22 protein-coding genes and 1 pseudogene are annotated in these 23,118 nt (G+C 56.2%); 12 read left to right on the top strand and 11 right to left on the bottom strand.

Annotated features, from left to right (window positions below; genetic code table 11):
• The first annotated feature begins 42 nt into the window (after window positions 1-42).
• Window positions 43-927, top strand: coding sequence for a MurR/RpiR family transcriptional regulator (locus GOV89_RS03680; protein ID WP_254451492.1), 885 nt, complete (start codon window positions 43-45; stop codon window positions 925-927).
• Window positions 928-965: 38 nt separating this feature from the next.
• On the opposite strand, the gene GOV89_RS03675 is transcribed toward GOV89_RS03680, so the two are convergent.
• Together GOV89_RS03675 and GOV89_RS03670 are read right to left on the bottom strand one after the other, a co-directional pair.
• Window positions 966-1,967 (bottom strand): molybdopterin-binding protein, encoded by a 1,002-nt coding sequence (locus GOV89_RS03675; RefSeq protein WP_171237489.1) that lies wholly within the window; start codon window positions 1,965-1,967, stop codon window positions 966-968.
• The gene (locus tag GOV89_RS03670; RefSeq protein WP_171237488.1) at window positions 1,964-2,932 is read right to left on the bottom strand and encodes an XdhC family protein; all 969 of its coding nucleotides are present in this window, start codon (window positions 2,930-2,932) and stop codon (window positions 1,964-1,966) included. The genes GOV89_RS03675 and GOV89_RS03670 overlap by 4 nt, the downstream gene beginning before the upstream one ends.
• A gap of 228 nt (window positions 2,933-3,160) precedes the next feature.
• Here GOV89_RS03670 and GOV89_RS03665 point away from each other — a divergent pair, with 228 nt between their 5' ends.
• Complete coding sequence (locus GOV89_RS03665; RefSeq protein WP_171174345.1) at window positions 3,161-3,661, top strand: hypothetical protein; 501 nt, start codon at window positions 3,161-3,163, stop codon at window positions 3,659-3,661.
• A gap of 4 nt (window positions 3,662-3,665) precedes the next feature.
• Here the strand turns inward: GOV89_RS03665 and GOV89_RS03660 are convergent, their stop codons facing one another.
• The gene (locus tag GOV89_RS03660) at window positions 3,666-4,925 is read right to left on the bottom strand and encodes a VWA domain-containing protein (protein WP_171174347.1); all 1,260 of its coding nucleotides are present in this window, start codon (window positions 4,923-4,925) and stop codon (window positions 3,666-3,668) included.
• A 58-nt stretch (window positions 4,926-4,983) separates the two neighbouring features.
• Window positions 4,984-5,892, bottom strand: a complete 909-nt coding sequence (locus GOV89_RS03655) for a MoxR family ATPase (RefSeq protein ID WP_171174349.1) — start codon at window positions 5,890-5,892, stop codon at window positions 4,984-4,986.
• A gap of 161 nt (window positions 5,893-6,053) precedes the next feature.
• On the opposite strand from GOV89_RS03655, the gene pyrC reads away from it, so the two are divergent.
• On the top strand, window positions 6,054-7,091 hold the full coding sequence (gene pyrC, locus GOV89_RS03650) for a dihydroorotase (RefSeq protein WP_171237487.1): 1,038 nt from the start codon (window positions 6,054-6,056) through the stop codon (window positions 7,089-7,091).
• Here the strand turns inward: pyrC and GOV89_RS03645 are convergent.
• Both GOV89_RS03645 and GOV89_RS03640 read right to left on the bottom strand, forming a co-directional pair.
• Window positions 7,088-8,380, bottom strand: a complete 1,293-nt coding sequence (locus GOV89_RS03645; RefSeq protein ID WP_171237486.1) for an MmgE/PrpD family protein — start codon at window positions 8,378-8,380, stop codon at window positions 7,088-7,090. The two genes, pyrC and GOV89_RS03645, sit on opposite strands and share 4 nt — an antisense overlap.
• A 37-nt stretch (window positions 8,381-8,417) precedes the next feature.
• The gene (locus tag GOV89_RS03640; protein WP_171174355.1) at window positions 8,418-8,864 is read right to left on the bottom strand and encodes a type II toxin-antitoxin system RatA family toxin; all 447 of its coding nucleotides are present in this window, start codon (window positions 8,862-8,864) and stop codon (window positions 8,418-8,420) included.
• Between the two features lie 72 nt (window positions 8,865-8,936).
• Between GOV89_RS03640 and hpt the strand changes: the two genes are divergently transcribed.
• Window positions 8,937-9,476, top strand: coding sequence for a hypoxanthine phosphoribosyltransferase (gene hpt, locus GOV89_RS03635; RefSeq protein ID WP_171234158.1), 540 nt, complete (start codon window positions 8,937-8,939; stop codon window positions 9,474-9,476).
• A gap of 123 nt (window positions 9,477-9,599) precedes the next feature.
• Complete coding sequence (locus tag GOV89_RS03630; protein ID WP_171174359.1) at window positions 9,600-9,956, top strand: hypothetical protein; 357 nt, start codon at window positions 9,600-9,602, stop codon at window positions 9,954-9,956.
• A gap of 6 nt (window positions 9,957-9,962) precedes the next feature.
• On the opposite strand, the gene GOV89_RS03625 is transcribed toward GOV89_RS03630, so the two are convergent.
• Window positions 9,963-11,120 (bottom strand): amidohydrolase, encoded by a 1,158-nt coding sequence (locus GOV89_RS03625; RefSeq protein ID WP_171237485.1) that lies wholly within the window; start codon window positions 11,118-11,120, stop codon window positions 9,963-9,965.
• Window positions 11,117-12,067, bottom strand: a complete 951-nt coding sequence (gene lipA / locus GOV89_RS03620) for a lipoyl synthase (protein WP_171174363.1) — start codon at window positions 12,065-12,067, stop codon at window positions 11,117-11,119. Before lipA ends, GOV89_RS03625 begins: the two co-directional genes overlap by 4 nt.
• A 261-nt stretch (window positions 12,068-12,328) precedes the next feature.
• Here lipA and GOV89_RS03615 point away from each other — a divergent pair, with 261 nt between their 5' ends.
• Entirely contained in the window at window positions 12,329-12,877 is a 549-nt protein-coding gene (locus tag GOV89_RS03615) for a peroxiredoxin (RefSeq protein WP_171237484.1), read from the top strand.
• A 60-nt stretch (window positions 12,878-12,937) separates the two neighbouring features.
• Here GOV89_RS03615 and GOV89_RS03610 read toward each other — a convergent pair.
• Window positions 12,938-14,019, bottom strand: a pseudogene (locus tag GOV89_RS03610) (DUF6456 domain-containing protein).
• Between the two features lie 241 nt (window positions 14,020-14,260).
• Here GOV89_RS03610 and GOV89_RS03605 point away from each other — a divergent pair.
• A complete protein-coding gene (locus GOV89_RS03605) occupies window positions 14,261-14,560 on the top strand; it encodes a DUF6477 family protein (protein ID WP_171237483.1) in 300 nt (99 codons plus the stop codon).
• On the opposite strand, the gene GOV89_RS03600 is transcribed toward GOV89_RS03605, so the two are convergent.
• Window positions 14,561-16,105 (bottom strand): trimethylamine methyltransferase family protein, encoded by a 1,545-nt coding sequence (locus GOV89_RS03600; protein WP_171237482.1) that lies wholly within the window; start codon window positions 16,103-16,105, stop codon window positions 14,561-14,563.
• Between the two features lie 137 nt (window positions 16,106-16,242).
• A complete protein-coding gene (locus tag GOV89_RS03595; RefSeq protein ID WP_171089683.1) occupies window positions 16,243-16,938 on the bottom strand; it encodes an MgtC/SapB family protein in 696 nt (231 codons plus the stop codon).
• Between the two features lie 158 nt (window positions 16,939-17,096).
• On the opposite strand from GOV89_RS03595, the gene guaA reads away from it, so the two are divergent.
• The 5 genes from guaA to GOV89_RS03570 all read left to right on the top strand — a co-directional run bounded on the left by guaA (window position 17,097) and on the right by GOV89_RS03570 (window position 23,097).
• Window positions 17,097-18,656 (top strand): glutamine-hydrolyzing GMP synthase, encoded by a 1,560-nt coding sequence (gene guaA / locus GOV89_RS03590; protein ID WP_171237481.1) that lies wholly within the window; start codon window positions 17,097-17,099, stop codon window positions 18,654-18,656.
• Between the two features lie 364 nt (window positions 18,657-19,020).
• Window positions 19,021-19,884, top strand: coding sequence for a DMT family transporter (locus GOV89_RS03585; protein WP_171237583.1), 864 nt, complete (start codon window positions 19,021-19,023; stop codon window positions 19,882-19,884).
• 127 nt (window positions 19,885-20,011) lie between these two features.
• Window positions 20,012-21,175: an OmpP1/FadL family transporter gene (locus tag GOV89_RS03580; RefSeq protein WP_171174378.1), complete on the top strand. Its 1,164-nt coding sequence runs from the start codon at window positions 20,012-20,014 to the stop codon at window positions 21,173-21,175.
• A gap of 100 nt (window positions 21,176-21,275) precedes the next feature.
• The gene (locus GOV89_RS03575; protein ID WP_171237480.1) at window positions 21,276-22,172 is read left to right on the top strand and encodes a DMT family transporter; all 897 of its coding nucleotides are present in this window, start codon (window positions 21,276-21,278) and stop codon (window positions 22,170-22,172) included.
• A gap of 52 nt (window positions 22,173-22,224) precedes the next feature.
• Entirely contained in the window at window positions 22,225-23,097 is an 873-nt protein-coding gene (locus GOV89_RS03570; RefSeq protein ID WP_171234150.1) for an ATPase, read from the top strand.
• Window positions 23,098-23,118 lie beyond the last annotated feature (21 nt).

Genomic DNA, 23,118 nt, shown 5'->3' with positions numbered 1-23,118 from the left:
ATAGAAAACATATGTTTTATTTTAGCCATGACCCCTACCCTGATGGCACTCACGGATCAGTTGAGGCGCGAGATTGATAAGATGCCTGCGCAAATGCAGGTCGCGGCAAAGTATATCGTCGACCATCCCGGCGACTTTGGACTGAACCCTATCCGTAAAACAGCGGACAGAATCGGCATCAGTTCAAACGTGTTGGTACGACTTGCGCAGCGCATGGGCTTTGACAGCTTCGACGCATTTCGCCAACCATTTCGCCGCGCTCTGACAACTGACAGCGAAGACCGGCTGGGGCAAGGCTGGTTGGAGGCTCCGTCGGGACAAGACCCGTTTCATCTGGCGCAGGTCAAATTCGCTCAGAACGAGATGAATGTGGTTTCGCGATCCTTGCGCCTGATGGATCCGCATCTGACACAACAAGCCATTGGGCACATGGTTTCCGCGCGGCGCTGTTACGTGACGGCGACACGGTCCAGCCACGCCCTGGCCTACTACTTTCACTACGCAGGCCGCATGGCCCATCCCGGATTGCAGCTGGTGCCCCGTCACATGGGCTCAGCCATTGACGATTTGGTCGAAGCCACGGCTGAAGATTGTCTGTTTGCCATCACCGTCCATCCCTATTCCGCCGATACGATACAATCGATGCGCTTTGCCCGCGACCGGTCCATGCGCATCGTGTTGCTGTCGGATAGCGAGGTGATCGCGCCCGGGGTTGAACCGGATGTGGTTCTGTCTGTCAGCACCCGAACTTTGCACCCATTTTCAAGCTTTTCCGGCGCGATGGCCGTGTTGGAATGTTTGCTCGGGCATTTGTTCGAAGCCGGTGGCAAGGACGCCCGGGCACGCGTGGAACAGTACCAAAAAGCACGGGAAGACACGGGCGCCTATTGGCGGCCCGGTGTTTTGCCAAAGCTCAGGAAGCTCTGACAACCTTGCTGAGATGCGGCCAGCGCACGTCAATACGTCTAGGTTTTGCGTTTGGCACGCGGCTGCGGTCTGGTCGGAATTTCCTTTAAAAGCCCGCCAACCCCCATCGCTGCTATGTCAGCACCCGTAGTCTCAATTCCACAAGCGATCCGAGACAGAACCCAATCGGCACCGTTTAAGGCTGGAGAACGCGCGCATCCGGGTAATCCAATGACCGGGCGATCCCGCAAGGCGCCCAAAAACAGCAGGTTTCCCGGATCCACCGGCATTCCAAAGCGATCCACCTGCCCGCCAGCCAGACGCACAGCCGACGGCGCCACATCTTCCGGGTCCGACGTCGCTGATCCTGTCAGGATCATCAGAACATCACCATCGCTTTGCGACACCGCCTTGGCCAGAGCATCGACCCTGTGCGGAACGATCTGCACATCACTCAGTTCCATATCCAGCAACTCGACCCGGCCCCGAATAGCGGCAATCCCTTTCTCATTCGATGGCCCGCCCGGAATGTCCGTCACGATCAGTCCGGCTGTTTGGTGAACCGGACGCGCCAAACGGATTGCGCCCTGTGCCAAAGCGGCGGCGCGTTGGACATCCTCTTCGGGCACAGCGTAAGAGATGACCTTGATGGTCGCCACCATACCACCTGGTCCCATTTGCTGATGCTGGGGTACCGTGGCCACTGTGATCATCGGATTGACTTGGTTGAACCGCTCAAGCGCAGCGACATCCAGAACGGCCACCCCCGGTCCATCGGCCAAAAGGTTGACCCGCCCGGTAAACGCCTCGGTCACGCGCAGGTTGGCTGCGGCAGCTTCAGGCGCAAGGGCCGCTGCCAAAGCCCGTGCGGCCTCGTCCTCATGGCAGTCACCGGGATCAAGCCGTGCGACAATGACTTCGCTTAGCCCAGCTTGCGTCAACTGCACAATATCTTCGGGCTGCAATGCCAATCCTTTGCGCAGCTTACGCCCGTCTGCCGTCACCGAATGCGCCAGAATGGCCCCTTCGGCTTGCGCTACGGGAACCGGGCCAAACCTCATGCTTTGCCCCGCAAGACCGCCGTCATCTGAGCCAGAATAGCAACGGCGATTTCTGCAGGTCCCGCAGCACCAATATCCAATCCGATCGGGCCGTGAATTCTGGAGATCTGTTCCTCAGTGAACCCTGCGGCTTTCATACGATCTACACGCTTGGCATGGGTCCGCGTCGAGCCTAGAGCACCGATGTAAAAGACACCAGCATCCAGTGACGCCTGCAGCGCCGGGTCGTCCAGCTTGGGGTCATGGGTCAGCAGTACAATTGCGGTGCGCGCGTCCAGCCCCAACTTGGCGACCGCTTCGTCCGGCCAATCAGTCAAAATCGTTTCCCCAGGAAAGCGTGCACTGGACGCAAAGGCATCGCGTGGATCTATGATTGCTGGATCGTAACCTGCAACGCGGGCCATGGGCACAAGGGCCTGTGCGATATGGACAGCCCCCACAACGATCAGACGCAAAGGCGGGTTGTGAACGGCCACAAAGGTCTCGCCGTCCTCTTCAAAACCGGACCGGTCCATGCGCAACCGATCAGCGTAAGCGTTGCGACGTAAGGCCCTGTGTCCAGTATTTGTGTTCACCTCATACGCCACGGGCGCGCGCGCAGCACGGGCTGCGACCAATTCTGCCAGCATGGGCTCGGGCAGGACCTTGCCAATGGGTTCGACCAGAACACGGATCTTTCCGCCGCAGGCCAGCCCCACAGCAAAGGCGTCCTCATCGCTGACGCCAAATTCCAAAAGCCGGGCTTCGCCCTCGTCCAAGGCTTCAAGCGCTTCAACGATCACCGCACCTTCTACACAACCGCCGGAAACCGAGCCTTCAATCCGCCCGTCTCCACCGATCACCAATTGCGATCCTACACGCCGTGGCGCGCTGCCCCAGGTTTCGACAACTGTAGCCAAGGCCGCGCCCCGCCCGCTGCGGTGCCAGTCCAGAGCCGTTTCCGGGCTGTTGTCGAATCGCTCCATCAGACCCTCCAGATGTCGTCCGACTCCAACATAGGCAGGATTGGCGCGATGAAAAGCGCCACCGTCTTGCCAAATGGTCTATACCGGTTGTTTCACGAACCCGGCTAAACCTCGGCCTCATTCAATAAATCATAGGATTGATTGTTTGGAGGCCGCGTTTTAGCCTGCCCACGCAACTGGTATTTTGCCAGACCGCGTATCCAAAATTTATATATCGGAGACAAGCAGTTGAAACGTTTTTTAACACTGGGCGCAGCGGTTGGTCTTTTGACCGCGACCGCAGCATGGGCTGATACGTTCGAACGCTATGGTGAAGTCGAAGGCTGGAAGGTCTTTATCGACAATGAAAAGAAATCCTGCCTGATCGAGGCTGTGGACGATGCGGAAAACGTCGTTCAGATGGGTCTGACCGAAGACCGCGGCGTTGGCTATGTCGGTGTGTTCACCAAAGCCGACACCGATATCAAACGGGGCGAAACGCAAGAAGTCGCTATCCTGATTGGCGACAATATCTATCTGGGTGAAGCCACCGGAATGAAGGGTAATATCACCAAGGGCTATTCGGGCGGTTACGTTCTGTCTGACAACCCCCAATTCGCTGATGATCTGGCCAAGAAAAAAGTCATGATCGTGTTCCCCGAAACCGCGTATGCGTTCACGGTCGACTTGACTGGCACATACAAAGCCATGGAAATGGCGCGCAAGTGCAACGCAGAACAGCTGTCGTAAGTGCCTAACCGGAAAGCGCGGCCATCAGCCGGGCTTTCTGACCCTGGTCGTCGAGTTCTGAGATCACGTCGGCCAGGTCTTCGAGCGAGGCGATCGAATGTCCTGCCCGGAAACTGTCCACATGTGGCAGCATTGCCGCAACGCCCTGTGCTTTCGGGGCGAACCCATCCCAACGTAACAACGGATTGAGCCAGATCAAGCGTCTTGCGGACAGGTGCAAGCGTTCAATCTCTTTCTGCAAAATCTCCGGGTCGCCCCGTTCCAAACCGTCCGTGATCAGCAGAACCACCGCCCCTTGCCCCATGACACGACGGGACCAGTCGCGGTTGAATTGGTGCAAACAGTCGCCGATGCGTGTGCCTCCTTCCCAATCCTGCGCCTCGGACCCAGCGGCGGCAAGCGCTGCGTCCACATCTCTTTGATGAAGATGGCGCGTTATATTGGTCAGACGGGTGCCAAATGTGAAGGCGTGAACCTTGGCCCACCCCGCCCCCTTGGCGTTGGACACCGTGTGTAGGAAATGAAGGATGATCCGGCTGTATTGGCTCATGGATCCAGAAATATCACAAAGCGCGACAAGGTTAGGCCAGCGCGGCTTGGGCTGAAGCCTGGCTATAGTGCGCAGCTCGCCGCCTTGTCGCATTGCCGCGCGCAACGTTCGGGCACGGTCGATACGGTGGCCAAGATGGCTGGCCTGCCCACGGCGCGACTCGATGGGTTTAACCGGCAGGGTCATCCGTGCCAAAACGCGTTTGGCTTGCGCGATTTCGGCCGTGCTCATCTGCTCAAAATCGAGATTGCGCAAACGTTCTTCGGATGATGCTGTCTGAGTAGCGTCAATCTCGATTTCGGTTTCGCCCTCATCTTGTATGACGGGTTCCGGCAGATCCTGTTCGACGCCATCCAGCAACGCCTCGGCTGCGCGTTTTTCACCGGCATCGGCCTTGCGCTCTTCCTGAACGCCGCGAATGGCGGGCAGCATCATGGCCATCATGTGTTCCATGTATCGCGGATCGCGCCAGTACATTCGAAAGATTTGCGCAAACACCGTGCGGTGTTCCGGGCGGTTCACGAAACAGGCGTGCAGCGTCCAGTAAAAGTCCCGTTTCTCGGTAAACCCTGCCGCCTGCACAGCGTTGATGGCATCAATCACGCGCCCCGGACCGATTGGCAAACCAGCCTTTCTGAGAGCACGGGCGAAGTGCGTGATATTCTGGGCCAGCTTCGGGTTGTCCGGTATTTCCAGCGGGAGTTGTTCTGCCATCAGCACCCATGGGGGCTCTGCCCCCATACCCCCGGAGTATTTGGGAAAAGGTGAAGCATCAGGCCGGTTCGAGGGTGGCCTTAGCCTCGTCCAGAATGCGCTTCGCCTCGGACCCCTGTAGTTTCTGGATGTCGTCCTGGTATTTCAGGATTGCTCCCAGCGTGTCGCCGATCACCTCAGGGCTCAGGTTCATCACATCCAGCGCCAACAGGCATTTGGCCCAGTCGATTGTCTCGGCCACGCCGGGCTTCTTGAACAAATCTTCGGTGCGCAAACGCTGAACAAAGGCCACAACTTCCCGGCTGAGGGCATCCGCGGCTTCGGGTGCGCGGGCGTGCAGGATTTCGATCTCGCGCTCGAAATCGGGATAGTCGACCCAATGATAAAGGCAGCGGCGTTTGAGGGCGTCATGCACCTCGCGCGTGCGGTTTGACGTGACTATGACAACGGGCGGCTCTGGTGCTTTAACGGTGCCCAACTCTGGGATCGTGACCTGAAAATCACTGAGAGCCTCTAGCAGGAAGGCTTCGAAAGGTTCATCGGTCCTGTCCAGCTCGTCAATCAGCAGGACCGGCGCGCCATGTTCGTCTGGCCGCATGGCTTGTAACAACGGGCGTTCGATCAGGTATTCGTCTGAGAACAGTTCGGACTGCAATGCACCCCGATCCGCCCCGCCCGACGCCTCAGCCGTGCGGATCGCAACCATCTGCGCGGGAAAGTTCCATTCATAGACGGCAGAAGAGGCGTCCAGACCTTCGTAGCATTGCAAGCGGATCAGGCGACGGTTCAAACCCGAGGCCAAGGCTTTGGCGATTTCGGTTTTCCCAACGCCCGCTTCACCTTCCAGAAACAAAGGTCGGCCCAGTTTCAGCGACAGGAAAACAACCGTCGCAAGGGCGCGTCCGCATACATAGCCCTGGGCTCCCAACATCTGCTGCACGGCGTCAATTGAATTTGGTTGCGTCATGGAACCCTCTCTCCTTAGCGTTCAAACAGTTCACGCACAGACCTGTGCGTCAAGACCTCACGCCAAGACACAGCTACGACGTTCGGGTTGGTTGACAAGTTTTTTTGCCAATGAGCGCGGTCGCGGTTGGTCTTTTTCAACAGCTATGCTAGCGGAAAGCCATGACCGATACCCTCACGATCCGCCGCCCCGACGACTGGCATTTGCACTTGCGCGATGGCGCCATGCTGCAGGCCGTTCTGCCCGAAACCGCGCGCCATTTTGGCCGTGCGATCATCATGCCCAATCTGGTGCCCCCGGTTGTCACCGGCGCGCACGCCGCGGCTTATCGCGACCGCATCATGGCCGCGCTGCCCGACGGAATGTCGTTTGAGCCGTTGATGACCCTCTATCTGACCGAGGATACGGACCCGGACGATCTGGCTGCTGCTCATGCAAGCGGATTGGTCAAAGCGGTCAAGCTGTACCCTGCCGGGGCCACAACCAATTCGCATTCGGGTGTGCGGAACTTCGACAATGTCCGCCCCGTGCTTGAGCGTATGGCTGAGATTGGCTTGCCGCTCTGCGTGCATGGTGAAGTGACGGATTCTGAGATCGACATTTTCGACCGTGAGGCTGTGTTCATCGATCGCGTTCTGGACCCAATCCGAAAGGCGACTCCGGGCCTTCGCGTGGTGATGGAGCATATCACGACCCGCGACGGTGTTCAGTATGTTAAAGCCAATGAGGCAGACCTGGGCGCGACAATCACGGCGCATCACCTGATCATCAACCGCAACCATATTCTCGTCGGTGGAATCAAACCGCATTACTATTGCCTGCCCGTCGCCAAACGCGAAGAGCACCGGCTGGAACTTCTAAAAGCCGCGACCTCGGGCGATCCGCGTTATTTCCTTGGCACCGACAGCGCGCCGCATACGGATGACAACAAGGAAATGGCATGTGGTTGCGCGGGTTGCTTCACGGCAACCAACACCATGTCACTGGTGGCTGAGATGTTCGACCGCGAAGGTGCTTTGGACAAACTGGAAGGCTTTGTGTCGCTGAATGGTCCCGCGTTCTATCGACTGCCCGTGAACGAAGGCACCATTACGCTGACCAAGGGCGAACCGGTCGAATACCCCGACAAGATAGAAACCGGAGTCGGGCCCGTTACCGTTTTTGACCCCGGCTTCCCATTGCACTGGCGCGTGATCTAGCCCGACAGTTTGGCGGCCAGATCGCGGGCGCGACCTCCGGTGCGCAGCATCGACCAGATCGCGTCCGCCTTATCCGCTCCGATCAGTTTGGCCGCTTTGGCGCGCACGCGATCCTCGCGGTCAGACAACGACATAGGGGTAAGCAGATCATGGGTTGCTTCACGGCGGATACCATCGCGGCGCAACAATGCCAACTTGGCTTGCGTTTCTGACAAGCTTTCATCCGCTTCAACCGTGATGCGGTCACGCAATGACTTAATGCGTGGGTCGGCGCAAACCTTGTCCGTATAACTGCCCGGTAAAGCGGTATCATACCCCAGCGCCTGCATCGCGATGACAGTGCGATATGAGAATTTAGCCCCTAACCCGGTTGCAGGTGTCAGCTGATTGCACACACTCATCCAGCGCGGATGGGTTTTGATCTTGATCTCGGCCACTTCAGGCTCGGCGATGTCCAGTTCACGCGCCGCTTCCAGCGCGGCGTGCAAGCCATGACAACAGGCATGGAATTTGTGACTGACGCTTTCGAACAACCATTCATCACCCAAACCCTCCAGCGCGCTTAAATCCGACGCGCCCTGATGGTTTGCGCCAAATCCAAACGGGCCTTCGAGCGCATCGGCATTGGCCCGAAACCCGTGATGCACCAACAAGGCAGTTTCGATCCCAGCAGCGGCAGCAAGACCTGCGTTGTAGGGCTTTCCCATCGTCCCGAACTGAGCCTTCAGCCCCGCAGCCCGTGTCGCTGTAAGCCCCAGAACGGACCGCATCTGGTTTATATCGAAGCCCAACAATCGCCCTGCGGCGACAGCGGCCCCAAATGCACCGGACGTTGCTGTCTGATGAAACCCGACCTGATAATGCCCCCGCCCCAACCACAGGCCGACCCGGATCGAAGCCTCCATTCCGACCAGAGCGGCCTCGAGCAAATCGACTAGTATACGATCATCCCACTCGGCCAAAGCAAGCGCTGCCGGCAAGATGGCCACAGACGGATGCCCGATATGAGCAAAATGCGTGTCGTCATAATCCAGCGCATGAGACACGGTGCCATTCACAAGCGCTGCGCCGCGCAATGGCGCTGCGTCGCCGCCAAAAAGATGGGCCTGTGCCTTGCCACCCTCGTCCAAAACCATCTTGCGAATGATGGATGAGACAGGTTCAGTCGCACCTGCACGTCCTACAGCCACCCAATCCAGAACAGACAGTGATGTGACAATCCGCGCCTGCGAAGTCGTTGAAATCGGGCCTGCCGCAAAAGCGGCCAATGATGCTGTGAAATCCTTCATGAGCGCAGTCTAGCGTGCGCCCTTGCCGCGTAAAGACCTAGCCGTAGAGTTCCTGGGCTCGCGCCTCGAACGCGCGCACGATCCGTTGCATGGCTTCGTTGAACACAACGCCAATGATCCCCTGCAGAATCGCATTCTTGAACTCGAAATCCACATGGAACGAGACGTTGCAGCCCCCATCCGGTGCGTCCTCGAACTGCCAGTCGGACTTCATGTATTTGAAGGGGCCATCCAGATATTCGGTATCGATTTTCTTCTGGTCTGCAAACAGAGTCACCCGGCTGCCAAAACGTTCGCGGAACACTTTGAACGAGATCACAAGGTCGGCCTCCATTACTTCGGCCTCGCCCACAGCATATGTCTTGCGGATACGAGCTGCAGCGCACCACGGCAGAAACTGCGGATACTTGGCCACGTCTGCCACCAGATCATACATCTGCTGGGCGGTATATGGCAGGTGACGAGTTTCCGAATGGATAGGCATGGCGTCCGGTATTTGCAGGTGACAATGGCGCGTCATGTCGTATGTTGCGCGCCAAAGATCAAGGGGGCTGCGATGACTGACCGCGCATATGTGATAGATGAGATGATCTCGGCCAAGGCCATCGCTGCCAGAATTGAAGAACTCTGTCGCGAGATCACAGCAGAATTCGGCAACACCGACAAGCTGGTTGTCGTGGGCTTGTTGCGCGGCAGTTTTGTCTTCATCGCCGATCTGGTACGTGAATTGGATTTGCCGATTGAGGTAGATTTCCTTGAGGCATCCTCGTACGGAGACTCGATGGAAAGCAGCCGAGAAGTTCGAATTCTCAAAGATTTGCGCGGCGCTATTGAAGGACGCGATGTGTTGGTTGTGGAGGATATTGTTGACACCGGTCACACGCTGAATCACGTCATAAAACTGCTTCAAAGCCGCAAGCCTGCGCGCTTGAAGTCAATCGCCCTGCTCGACAAGCCCAGTCGTCGTGAAGTGGATTTCCGGTCAGACTGGATCGGATTCGAGATTCCAGACGAATTTGTAGTCGGTTACGGCATCGACTACGCGCAGCGGAACAGAAACCTGCCCTTTATCGGCAAGGTACGGTTTACGGGTTAATAGGTTGTCCATCACTCACCGCTTGCTGGGCGGATTCCGAACAAGCCATTCCATTATCAGAATATAAATAGACATAAGCTCGTCTTTTCCTCTAGTGTTCCTTAAAACAATGGAGGTCTGTTGATGAAGCGTATTGTCGCGACAGTTGGTGTTGTTATGGCGATCGTGGCCCTAGCCAGTGCAGGGGCTGCAAAGGACAACAAAGGCAAAGGGCAAGGGGCCAACAAAAACAAGGTGGAAAAAGCCATCAAGTCAAACGGCAAGGCGGTGCCACCCGGCCAAATCAAAAGATATACGCGCGGCCAAAAGTTGCCGGATGACTTGCGATTTGACTACATTGACGATCTCGACAATTGGAAGCTCAAGCCACTGGGCCCGGGTCAAAGATATATTCGGGTGGACGACGAGATTTTGTCGATATCAGATGACACGAAGACAGTCATAGAAGCGATTGGAATCGTTGGTGATCTCGCCAACTGAGTGAATTCAAACTGACGATCGCCTTCCAAGAATAGCGTAAATGGCGTTAAGGAAGATCCCAACACCTGCGGGTATCAACGCATCTGGAAAATCATAGTCCGGATTGTGCAGTTGTGGGTGATCCCGACCCGATCCCAACCAGAACATCGCGGCTTTTGCGCTTTTGCCGAATTGGCCAAAATCTTCTGAAAATCGCTGTGGCTGCTCCACGAGCGTGCAGGCAATGCCCTGATCAACACAGGCTTGCTTCAGGATTGAGACCGTTTCTGGGTGATTGACGCAGGCTTCGAACACCTCGTCATAGGTAATCTCGATCGACAAACCTTCGGCCTGCGCGGTCTCACGGACCATCGCTTCGGCGTCAGTCATCAGTCGCGTCATCCGCCGGTCTGAGACTGTTCGTAATGTCACCCATAAATCAGCGCGCCCAGGCGCAACACCCACTGTGCGCTCACCCAATTTGGCATGCGTGACCGTGGTCAGGGCATAGTCATCATCCAGGTCGCCGCCTGCCCCTAACCCCGCCAAAGCCGGCAACAGTTTGGCCAGAGCACCGGCAGGTGACACCCCATCCTGAGGCGCGGCCGCGTGCGAGGTTTTGCCTGTCAATACAATCTGCATTCCGCGCGAGGCGCAATTTGCAGGGCCTGTGCAAAGTTCAACGGTGCCAAGCTCCAATCCCGGCAGGTTATGAAGGGACAGTATGATATCAGGCGAAATCTCACCAAACTGGGGATCTGCCCGGAACGCAATGGCCCCATGGCCGGTCTCTTCCGCAGGTTGGAAAATCAAAACAACGCGGCCAGATGTCGGGCGTTGGGATTTCAAAGCATCGGCCACGCCCAGCACCATCGTCATATGGCCGTCATGTCCACAAAGATGCCCTTTGCCTTTTGTTTTTGAAGCATAAGGCAGGTCAGACACTTCCTGAATCGGCAACCCGTCCAATTCACATCGGATACCCACGGTGGGCCCCGGACGACCGCTTTCAAACACACCGGCCACGCCGTGGCCCCCGATTCCGGCTAACACATAATCAGCTTTGGCGTTGCGCAACAGAGCAGCGATCCGGGCAGCAGTTTCACCCTCCTGCCCCGAAAGCTCGGGATGTTGGTGCAGCTCGCGGCGCAGGCTGGTGAGCCGTGCAAAAAGTTCCGGGCTCACGCTTGCTGCAACTTCTCTTGCCGTGCAGCACGCAGACGGGCGAAATCATCACCTGCGTGGTACGATGACCGGGTCAACGGTGTTGCCGACACCATCAGAAAGCCCTTGCCATACGCCGCTTTTTCGTAAGAAGCGAATTCTTCCGGCGTAACGAAACGATCCACACCATGGTGTTTCGGGGTCGGTTGCAGGTACTGACCGATGGTCAAAAAGTCGATATCCGCCGCGCGCATGTCGTCCATAACCTGACGGACCTGCTGTTCGTCTTCGCCCAATCCGACCATGATACCGGATTTGGTGAAGATCGACGGATCCAGCTCTTTCACACGCTGCAACAAACGCAATGAATGGAAATACCGAGCGCCCGGGCGCACCTCGGGATAAAGGCCCGGTACGGTTTCCAGGTTGTGGTTGAACACGTCCGGTTTTGCCTGAACCACAATCTCAAGCACCTCGGGCTCACATTTCAGGAAGTCCGGCGTCAGAATCTCGATCGTGGTTTTGGGAGAACGGTGGCGCACAGCGCGAATAGTCTGAGCAAAATGTTCAGCCCCGCCATCGTTCAGGTCGTCGCGGTCCACCGAAGTAATGACAACGTGGTTCAGCCCCAGTTTTTCCACCGCATGCGCCACGCGACCGGGTTCAAAAGCATCGAGTTCGTCAGGACGACCGGTCGCGATATTGCAGAAGGTACAGCCCCGAGTACAAATCTCGCCCATGATCATCATGGTAGCGTGACCCTGGCTCCAGCACTCGCCAACATTGGGGCATCCCGCTTCTTCACATACCGTCACCAGATTGTTGTCACGCATGATCTTTCGCGTGTCTGCATAGCCCTTGCCACCCGGCGCCTTGACCCTGATCCAGTTTGGCTTTTTGGGTTGTGTGTTATCCGGACGATGCGCTTTTTCCGGATGGCGTTGTTCTGGGATCTTGAGATCTCGCACGGGCAGATGTCCTGACTTTGGGTCAACTTTTGTTACGTATAACATAAACCTGTTACCAGCGTTACACCAGCGACGCATAGCCGCTATGCACCGTATCCAAGCAACCGCAGCAAAACCAACCTCACTAATGGTTTTTATACGATATTTCAAAAACTAACACGCATCCAAAGAATTCGCGACTGCAGCATTTCCCCGATTGAATGCGATTTAGAACTGTTTTAACTCACGAAAAAATCACAAGTGAATCACAGGAGCTTGAACATGAAATCTGGCGCAAAACTGCCTGACGTGACCTTTCACACCCGCGTCCGTGACGAGAACATCGAGGGGTCGAACCCCTTCCGCTGGGAAGACAAGACAACCGCCGATTTTTTTGCTGGAAAGCGCGTGATCCTGTTCTCGCTGCCGGGCGCGTTCACACCAACCTGCTCGACCTACCAACTGCCCGGATTCGAGAAAGGCTTTGCTGATTTCACCGCCAACGGAATTGGCGAGATTTACTGTATGTCCGTCAACGACAGTTTCGTTATGAACAAATGGGCGCAGGACCAGGGTCTGCAAAACGTCAAAGTCATCCCCGACGGCTCGGCAGAGTTCACCCGCAAGATGGGCATGCTGGTCGACAAAGACAATCTGGGTTTCGGCATGCGTTCGTGGCGCTATGCCGCCATCGTCAATGACGGCGTGGTCGAGGCCTGGTTCGAAGAGCCCGGCCTGATGGACAACTGCCCCGAAGATCCTTACGGCGTCTCGTCGCCGGAAAACCTGATGGAACATCTGCAAAAGGCGGCCGAGCCGGAACTGGCCTGAACCGCTGTTTGAATATGAAAAGGCCCGCTTTCGGCGGGCCTTTCGCGTTTTCAACGACGCTCAACCAATCATGCGGTCGCGTTCGGCTTGTTCCAGGTAATGCCGTTTGAGCCGCTGTAAGGCGATGCGCAGGACAATTTTGCCGGACCGGGCAGACCACCCCATACGTTTCTCTGCCAACTCCAACCCCTCAAGGTAACAACAGCATCGCAAGGCAACATCACTTAGCCCTGGACCCAGATCAGACAACGCGCGTGCCACACGATCGCGTGCATCTGAAAAGCCCCGCCCCCCATGCGCATCGCTGTCGTGATTATTTCGCCCCCCAGCCGTCAGGAAACGATCCCAATTCTGCGAGACCTGAGGGCCGATTTGCGCCAACTCAAAATCTTCGCGCAAACGTTCGCCCGCTTTGACAAGCGTGTCGTCCAGAAACGGTTTTCCGTCCCTGTCCCTGCGCCGGGCCAACGCAGTCAAGGGGCTTTCCGTGGCGCTATAGCGAATGCGACTGACGCCCTGCGCGGAACTACCGAGCGGTTTGGTCTGAAACCCGCTTTGCGCTTCGGCAAAGCCCGGTTCTGTCCCGGACCGGGCTTTATTCTCTGCCTGCGCAATCAAGTGGCTCAGCGCTGTTCGCCCCGCCGTCGTGATCCGATATCGCGAGATACGCCCCGGATTGTCGCAGGCAATCCAGTCTTTCAAAGCCAGTGCCTGCGCGATTTTACAATCGACAACCGCTGTTCTGGTTGCCGCGTTATCGCCCGTGTCGCGGACAACAACGGCCTTGTCCATTTCCTCAGCCACTGCAAGCACAGATCCGGCCTCGCTCAGACGTCGCAGGATGCGTAGGGCTTCGTTTTCGAACTCCCCTTCCTTTGCCGCCTCGTCTTGCTCAGCAAAGGACCTGCCGCCCTCACACGACACCGAAAAATGCGTTTCTGCAAGCGATTGCAAGCCGCATCCACCAACGGATCATCGCGACGCATCTCAATGCGCCGAATTTGCCTGAGGATCGTTGAAGCATGGCATCCGGCTGACCGCGCAATGTCGCGGATCGAGCGGCCGGTTTCGGTATGGGCAAGGTATCGTTGTGCCCCTTCTGGAACCCATGCCGGAATGGTGAAAGCCATGTTGTTTTCCATCTTTATTTGCCCTCGTCGACAAAACAAACTGTCACTTTTCGCCCTCGGAATGCGGGTTAACCAATTCTAACTAGAGGTCCATTCGTTACTCGTTCGTTAACCGCCCAAGGCACGAACCAGATTTGATTCAAAAAGATAAACAGTCGTGAAACCATCGTTCGGCCAGACTGATACTCAGGCAACACCCGCTTAGGTTGTGCCACAAAGCCCCCAGAATTCTTCACGAAAAGGGATACACCACATGCAGGACCTGATGACGATGATCACAACCCTTCGCCGTCCACGTATGCTGACGCGGGCCGCCAAATTCGGGGCGCAGGATTACAATCGGGACCGACATCTGCAACGCATCTTGGGATACGGTTCGCTGCCGGGTTCAGGTCAGGCGCTGCTTCGTTTGATAGAGATGGAAAAGGAAGTGGATGCACAACGCAAAGACGACGACGCTGCCTATTCACTGGTGCGTCATCTGGACTTGCTTATTGCATTGTTGGGTGAGGCGCAGCTGTATCAAGCCAGCCGCGCCCACGCTTTTCAGTAATCAGGCGAATGCATCCGGCATGGAAGCTTTTTTCTCACCAATATAGGCTTCCAACGCCGCAGCTGTATCCGGGTCCATCTGCGGTTGCTGGTAATTGGCCAGCAAATGTTCGACCCGCGCAGTTGCCAGCGTGCGCGTATCCCGTGCGCCCTCTTCCTGCCAGGTTTCATAAGGTTTGTAGTCCAGCAGTTCGGATTTCCAGAAGGCGTCCTTGAAGTTCGCCTGGGTGTGGGCACAGCCAAGATAGTGACCGCCTGGGCCGACTTCGCGGATCGCGTCCATGGCCTGCGCGTTGTCATCATATGCGACACCTTTGGCCAGCGAATGCAGAACGCCCAATTGATCTGCATCCATGACGAACTTCTCGAAGTCGGCCACCAGACCGCCTTCCAGCCAGCCGCAGGAATGCAACATGAAATTCACACCAGACAACAGGCCCATGTTAAGCGAGTTTGCTGTTTCATAAGCGGCCTGAGCGTCCGGCAGCTTCGACCCGCAGAACGAGCCCGACGACCGGTATGGCAGGTTCAGGCGACGCGCCAACTGGCCTGCACCATAGGTGATGTGGGCTGCTTCAGGCGTGCCAAAGGTGGGCGCGCCCGAGTTCATGTCGATCGACGAGACAAATGCGCCAAAGATTGCAGGTGCGCCTGGACGGACAATTTGGCTGTAAGCCACACCTGTCATAACCTCGGCCAAAACCTGCGTCAGGGTACCGGCAACCGAAACCGGAGCCATCGCACCGCCCACGATAAAGGGCGAGATGATGCACGCCTGGTTGTTGCGGGCATATACCTCAAGCGAGCCCATCATCACGTCGTCGAAGGTCATCGGTGAGTTGATGTTGGTCAGCGAAGTCATCACTGTGTTTTCCTGCACGAACTCCTTACCGAACAGGATCTCGCACATTTCGACCGAGTCCTGAGCCCGGCTGGGGTCGGTCACCGAGCCCATGAAGGGTTTGTCAGACAGCGTCATATGCGCCTTCAGCATGTCCAGGTGGCGCTTGTTCACCGGAATGTCGGTTGGTTCGCATACGGTACCGCCCGAGTGATGCAACCATTTGGACATATAGGCCAGTTTCACGAACTTATTGAAGTCGTCCATGGTCGCATAACGACGGCCGCCTTGCGCATCGCGCACAAACGGAGGTCCGTAGACCGGAGCAAGAACCATGTTGCGACCGCCGATAACCACCGATTTCTCGGGGTTGCGGGCGTGCTGTGTGAACTGGCTTGGAGCAGTCTTGATCAACTCGCGCGCAAGGCCGCGCGGGATGCGAACACGTTCCCCATCAACATCGGCACCGACTTCACGCCAACGTTCAATCGCAGCGGGGTTGTCGACGAAGTTAACACCGATCTCTTCCAACACGGTTTCCGCGTTGTTTTCGATGATTTCAAGCGCCTCTTCATTAAGGACCTCGAAATTCGGAATGTTACGTTCGATGTATTTCGCGGTCTCTATTCTGACTGCGGTGCGCTCGGCTCGGCGGGCGGCGCCACCGCCACCTCTTGCCCTGCGCCGGGTGTTTGCCTCTGCCATGAGAAAATCCCGTCTGGTTGGTTAGATTGAAGCTTTAGATACAGGTTTACCGAATCGCAGGCATCGGGATTGCGGCGCTCTAGGGGGAAAAGCGACATTGCCACCCTACTTGGCGGTGAACATCACGTCAAAGTTCATCAGGCTTCCGAAACACTATCCCACTCAATACTCTCGATACTCGGTTCCAGCATAAGTGGCGCAACCACCTTGTGCTGAAGCTCTTCGGGGTGGTCTTCCATCGAAACCAAAACCGCGATTGTTTGCGACCCGTCTGCGCTGTCTCCTTTTTCGAACCCCACGATTCGAATGTCATTTTGGGCCAGAGCCTTCAAAACCGCGACACGCGCATCGGCCTGCGTCTCTTCCTTGCATTGCAGCAGAATCTTGAATTCTTGCGTCAACGGAACCCCGGCCCGCGTTGTACGCTTGAGCCATTTTACCAATGGCCTGAGACCCAGGTTCACGAAAATGACGAAGCCCGTCATCATCAAAGCGAACAGCCAAGCCCCCGTCCCCGCCATCATTCCAACCGCCGCCGAACACCATAAGGTTGCGGCCGTATTCAGACCGTGGATCGTGAAGCCGTGACGAAAGATGATCCCAGCCCCTAAAAATCCAATACCGGATACGACCTGTGCCGCCACTCGGGTTGGGCTGACTTCATCCGGAAACAGCGCAGAAAACACAACAAAGGCCGCAGCGCTCAGGGCCACCAGTGCGTTTGTGCGCAAACCCGCCATCCTCTGTCGGACTTGCCGTTCCGACCCGATCAATGCGCCGCAAAACAACGCCAGCGCCAGATTCAACGCAGCAATTTCTATCGAAATCGGCAATTCATGATCCTTATCCAGACGAATCCAGACTAGGATTCCATCCGGTTGTCATATTTTTGTTACAAAACTTTTACAATTGGCTTTTTTCCGGTCCTGAAAATCCACAGGAATTGGATGTCGCCCTTGCGAATTGAGCGGGCTTGCCCTAAGGCGCAGGCATGACCCAGACATCCCATGACCGCCTTCTGATCATCGACTTCGGCAGCCAGGTGACGCAGCTCATTGCCCGCCGCCTACGTGAGCTGAATGTCTACTGCGAAATCCACCCATATCAGAACGTCACGATGGATTTCGTGCGGGAAATGGCCCCGCGCGCCGTGATCTTCTCGGGTGGTCCCGACAGCGTGACACGCGAAGGTTCGCCCCGCGCACCGCAAGAGATTTTCAATTATGGCGTACCAATTCTGGGCATCTGTTATGGCCAGCAAGTGATGATGCATCAACTGGGCGGCAAGGTGGAAAGCGGCCACGGCACTGCTGAATTTGGTCGGGCTTTTGTCACCCCTGAAAACACCTTGGATGTTCTGGACGGCTGGTTCGTCGATGGGGATGAGCAGGTCTGGATGAGCCACGGCGATCACGTCAGTGAAATCGCGCCCGGATTTGAGGTCTTTGGCACCTCGCCCAACGCGCCTTACGCGATCACGGCTGACGCATCGCGCCACTTCTATGCAGTGCAATTCCACCCCGAGGTCCATCACACGCCCAAAGGTGCTAAACTGTACGAGAATTTCGTCAAGCTGGCGGGTTTCAAGGGCGACTGGACCATGGGTGCCTATCGCGAAGAGATGATCCGCAAAATACGCGAACAGGTCGGCGACAAGAAGGTCATCTGCGGTCTGTCCGGCGGGGTCGACAGCTCGGTCGCGGCGATCCTGATCCACGAAGCCATCGGGGATCAGCTGACATGTGTCTTCGTGGACCACGGTTTGCTACGTAAAAACGAGGCCGAAGAGGTCGTGGGCATGTTCCGCGACAACTATAATATTCAGCTGATCCATGCAGACGAAACCGAGTTGTTCTTGGGCGAACTCGAAGGTCAAAGCGATCCGGAAACCAAGCGCAAGATCATCGGCAAGCTGTTCATCGACGTGTTCCAGAAACACGCCGACACCATCGAGGGTGCTGAATTCCTGGCTCAGGGTACGCTCTATCCGGATGTCATCGAATCGGTGTCCTTCTCGGGTGGGCCTTCGGTGACCATCAAGTCGCACCACAACGTGGGTGGCCTGCCGGAAAAGATGGGTTTGAAACTGGTCGAACCGCTGCGTGAACTCTTCAAGGACGAAGTTCGCGCACTGGGCCGTGAACTCGGACTGCCGCAGAGCTTCATCGGCCGCCACCCCTTCCCCGGACCGGGCTTGGCAATCCGCTGCCCCGGCGAGATCACCCGTGAGAAGCTGGAAATTCTGCGCGAGGCCGATGCCGTTTATATCGACCAGATTCGCAAGCATGGCTTGTATGACGAAATCTGGCAGGCGTTTGTCGCCATCCTGCCTGTCCGCACCGTGGGTGTCATGGGCGACGGTCGTACCTATGACTATGCCTGTGCGCTGCGGGCCGTCACCTCAGTCGACGGTATGACCGCTGACTACTATCCGTTCAGCCACGAGTTCCTGGGCGAAACCGCCACACGGATCATAAACGAGGTCAAAGGCATCAACCGATGCACCTATGACATCACATCGAAACCGCCGGGAACGATCGAGTGGGAGTAAACCTGCCACATTGAGCACGGGCGTTTTCTACTCAACACTCAGGACCAATAGTGTTGGGAAATTCGGATTTGCAGATACGTTGGTCGCTTTGATCCACGTTCTGCAAATCGAATGCGCCTGCAACCAGAGCCGATGCGCAGTAGATCGGGTTTTGGAAAATCGCGTAAACTCTGTAAGTTATGCCATTTATCTGCTGTCGCCCGGCGGTATTGTTTTTATTGTAGCGCATTTGGGCTTTTCCATACCTAAACGACCATTGACCCGTTGACATTCGGAATGCCTAAGAGTGCTGTGTAGGCGCACCCGGATCAGCAGATTTATCGTGACACAGCCACAAGCAAAAACACTTCAAGCTGCACTCTGGATGACCGGTGCCATTGCTTCTTTTTCATCCATGGCCGTTGCCGGGCGCGAGTTGAGCCTGACCCACGACACTTTCGAGATCATGATGTACCGCAGCATCGTGGGTTTCTTTACCGTGGCTGTCGTTTTAACAGTCACAGACAACTGGACGCAGGTTTCAACGGAACGCTTGCGATTGCACGCCATACGCAACACACTGCATTTCACAGGACAAAACCTGTGGTTCTATGCGCTTGCGGTGGCCCCGTTGGCGCAGGTCTTTGCGCTGGAATTTACGCAACCCCTCTGGGTCATTCTGCTGTCCCCTCTGTTTCTCAAAGAACGCCTGACCCCGCTTAAGATTGTAGCAGCGCTTATCGGATTTGCAGGTGTTCTGATCGTCACCCGACCCGGCTCGGCACCGCTGAGCCCCGGCCTTGTCACCGCGGCGCTGTCGGCGATTTTCTTTGCCTTTACAACGATCACCACCAAGAAACTCACACGATTCGCCAGCATTGGGTGCATCGTTTTCTGGTTAACGGCCATGCAGGCTGTATTGGGGGCTGTAGCGGCGGGTTTCGATGGTCAGGTTTCACTGCCGAACGCAACCACGGCCCCTTACCTTGTACTTGTAGGGTTGGCCGGATTGCTGGCCCATTTCTGCATCACCAATGCGCTGGCCATTGCCCCGGCCACCGTCGTCATTCCATTCGACTTTGCCCGGCTTCCCACGATAGCGGTCGTTGGCATGATCCTATATCACGAACCCATCGACCATTGGGTTCTGATCGGTGCTGCGGTCATTTTCTCTGGCATCTTTTTAAATACCTGGTCTGAAAATCGTAGCAATTTGGCAACAACTTCAAACATGAGTCGAACCAAGTAACGCTCCGTCACCAGTTGACCTTAAAGTAACCAAAAAGAAAGTATCGTGCGGAATACAACGGGCAGGCGATCTATTCACTCACTACAGTCGCCAATAAAACCCGCAGGAGACCTACAGGGAGGACAGAATGAAAAGAACATTACTCACAACCTGCGCGCTGTGCGTTGGGGCCGCGACAGCCCATGCAGGTGGCCTTGACCGAAGCGGTCAGGGGATCAATTTGATTTTCGAAGAAGGCTCGGTCGTGCAGTTCCGTCTTGGATATACCAATCCAAGCGTGACCGGAACAATGCCTGCATTAGCAGGTCCAAACATTGGTCAACCTCAAGACTCTGGCGAGGTGGCGAACGACTTTTTTACGCCGCACCTGGGCTACAAGGCGGCGCTGACCGAACAGCTTGATTTCGCGATCATGTATGATCAGCCTTTTGGCGCTGACATCCAATATGCAGCTAATTATCCACTGTCGATCAACCCAATTCCCGGTGGTCGGTCGGACGTTCTGAGGGCAACGGCGGACACGGATGCGATCACCGCATTGTTGCGCTATAAGTTCGACGGAGGTTTTAGTGCCATCGGCGGCATTCGTGCGCAGCGCGTAAAAGCGTCAGTCACCGTACCACTTGCTGCGGGCTATAACGTAGACACGAACGCTGACACAGCATTTGGGTACGTAATAGGTGTAGCCTGGGAAAAGCCTGAGATCGCGGCCCGCGTCTCGCTGACCTACAACTCGAAGATCAGCCATGATCTTTCGCAGACAGAATCTCTGAACCCACCGCCAATTCCCCCAATTCCTCCGGGAACGGTTGCAACCTTCAACACCAACAGCGAAATTGAAACGCCCCAGTCCATCAATCTGGACTTCCAGACAGGTGTTGCCCCCAAAACCTTGCTGTTCGGATCGGTACGTTGGGTCGACTGGCCACAGCTGGTTTACAACCCGCCAAACTATCCACCGACCAGCAACCTTGTTGACTATGACGATGCCACCTTCACCTACTCACTGGGACTGGGCTACCAGTTCTCGGAAGAGTTCTCCGGCGCTGTGACTCTTGGCTACGAGTCGTCTCAAGGTACCCCGGTTTCAAACCTCGGTCCGACCGATGGTTTCTGGAGCATCGGCGTAGGCGGTACCTACTCTCTTGAGAATGCACAGATTTCTGGCGGCATTCGCTATACGGATATTGGCGACGCAACAGCAGACGGCGCTGGTCCCGGTGCGCGCGCAACATTCACAGGCAACAGCGCCTGGAGTGTTGGGTTCCAGATCACATACGCTCTGAACTGATCGCCACCATCTCAGAACATGTCAAAGCCCCGCTGTTTCAGCGGGGCTTTTTCGCAAGAACCGGGTCGCGGTATGAGCCCCTGGATGAGACAGTGACGCCATGAATGCTCAAAAACACCTCTCACCCCACGCCTGGGCCGAACTCGTGCTGCTAGGAATCATTTGGGGCGCGTCCTTTGTCTCGATCCGAATCGCGCTGGACACGATTCCAGTCATGACGTCCGTTCTGCATCGCACCTTTTGGGCCATGCTGGTGCTTTGGCTTGTCGTATGGGCCCAAGGGCACAAAGTGCCGCGTGCGCCTCGGGTTTGGGGTGCGTTTCTGATCATGGGGCTGCTCAACAATGCCATCCCCTTCAGTCTCATGGCTTGGGGGCAGCTCTACATCGACACCGGATTGACCGCGATTCTGAACGCAACAACCGCCGTTTTTGGAGTGCTGGTTGCAGCACTGTTTTTTCGCGATGAACGCCTGACAAGGTCGCGTCTGTTTGGCGTATGTCTAGGCTTTATCGGCGTCACGATTGCCATCGGGATTCAAAACTTCATTGGGTTCAGCCTGCAAAGCACAGCGCAGCTTGCGGTACTGGCAGGAACAGTTTCGTACGCCTTTGCGGCCGCGTGGGCCCGATACGCTCTGTCCGACCTTCCACCGATCGTTGCTGCGGCTGGCATGTTGACGGGATCGACCATTTTGGTCCTTCCGCTGACACTTATGATCGACGGCTGGCCAAGTCTGGTTTTGCCAGCCGTCACCTGGGCTGCCATCGCATATTATGCGATCGTTGCAACCGCCGGGGCCTATCTGCTGTACTACCGTGTTCTGGCCATGGCCGGCAGTGGCAATCTGATGTTGGTGACACTGGTTATTCCCCCTGTCGCCATCGTTCTGGGGTCATTACTGCGCGGTGAAGCCCTGCCCCCCAATGCCTATTTGGGCTTTGGCATTCTTGCCACGGGTCTTTTGGTACTCAATCGCTCTGGCCGTCGTGATTGACGTCGTCCGTTGCCCGATTTAGCAAAGGCAAAAATAGGGACGACAGCTCACCATGATTTACACCTCCGCCGAAGACTGGCGCACCGCCCGCCGCAAGAAAGTGCTGTTCTTTGGCATGTCTGGCCTGGGCAAGACCTATGTCTCTAACATCCTCAGGGATTCTGGGAACTGGTTCCACTATTCGATCGATTACCGGATCGGCACACGATACATGGGCGAATACATCACCGACAACGCCAAGGCCGAGGCTATGAAGGTTCCGTTTCTACGAGAACTGCTGTTGTCGGATTCGATCTTTATCGGCTCGAACATTTCGTTCGAAAACCTGACCCCAGTTGCCACCTATCTTGGCAAACCAGGCAATCCGGCTCTCGGTGGTCTTGAGATGCCAGAGTATCGTCGCAGACAGGAACAGTTCCGCCTGGCTGAAATTCACGCCCTTCTTGACACCGAGTATTTCATCGATCGTGCTGAACGTTTGTATGAATACCCGCATTTTATTTGTGATACGGGCGGTTCGATCTGCGAATGGGTCGACCCCGAAGACCCCAAGGATCAGATCTTGTCAGAGCTGTCCCGTCACACTCTTATGATCTGGCTGAAGGGTGATGAAGGACACACAACCGAATTGGTACGCCGGTTCGATAAAGCACCCAAACCCATGTCTTATCAAGCCGACTTTCTGACCCGCACATGGGCCGAGTATCTGGATCAAAAAGGGTGCGCAGAATCCGATGTAAACCCCGATGATTTTGTCCGCTGGACCTATGCACAGGCTCTGGCGCACCGACAGCCTCGCTATGAGGCGATGGCCAAAAACTGGGGCGTGACGATTGCCGCAGATGACATTGGCAAGATCCGCGATGCGGCTGATTTCGATGAGTTGATCGAGCGCACCCTTGAGACCGAGCCCAAGAACGCCTAACTAGCAGTTTTCCTTATTCTC

It is taken from the genome of Ruegeria sp. HKCCA5763, assembly GCF_013034545.1.
GTDB lineage: Bacteria > Pseudomonadota > Alphaproteobacteria > Rhodobacterales > Rhodobacteraceae > Ruegeria.
This window is presented reverse-complemented; position numbering and strand designations above follow the sequence as displayed.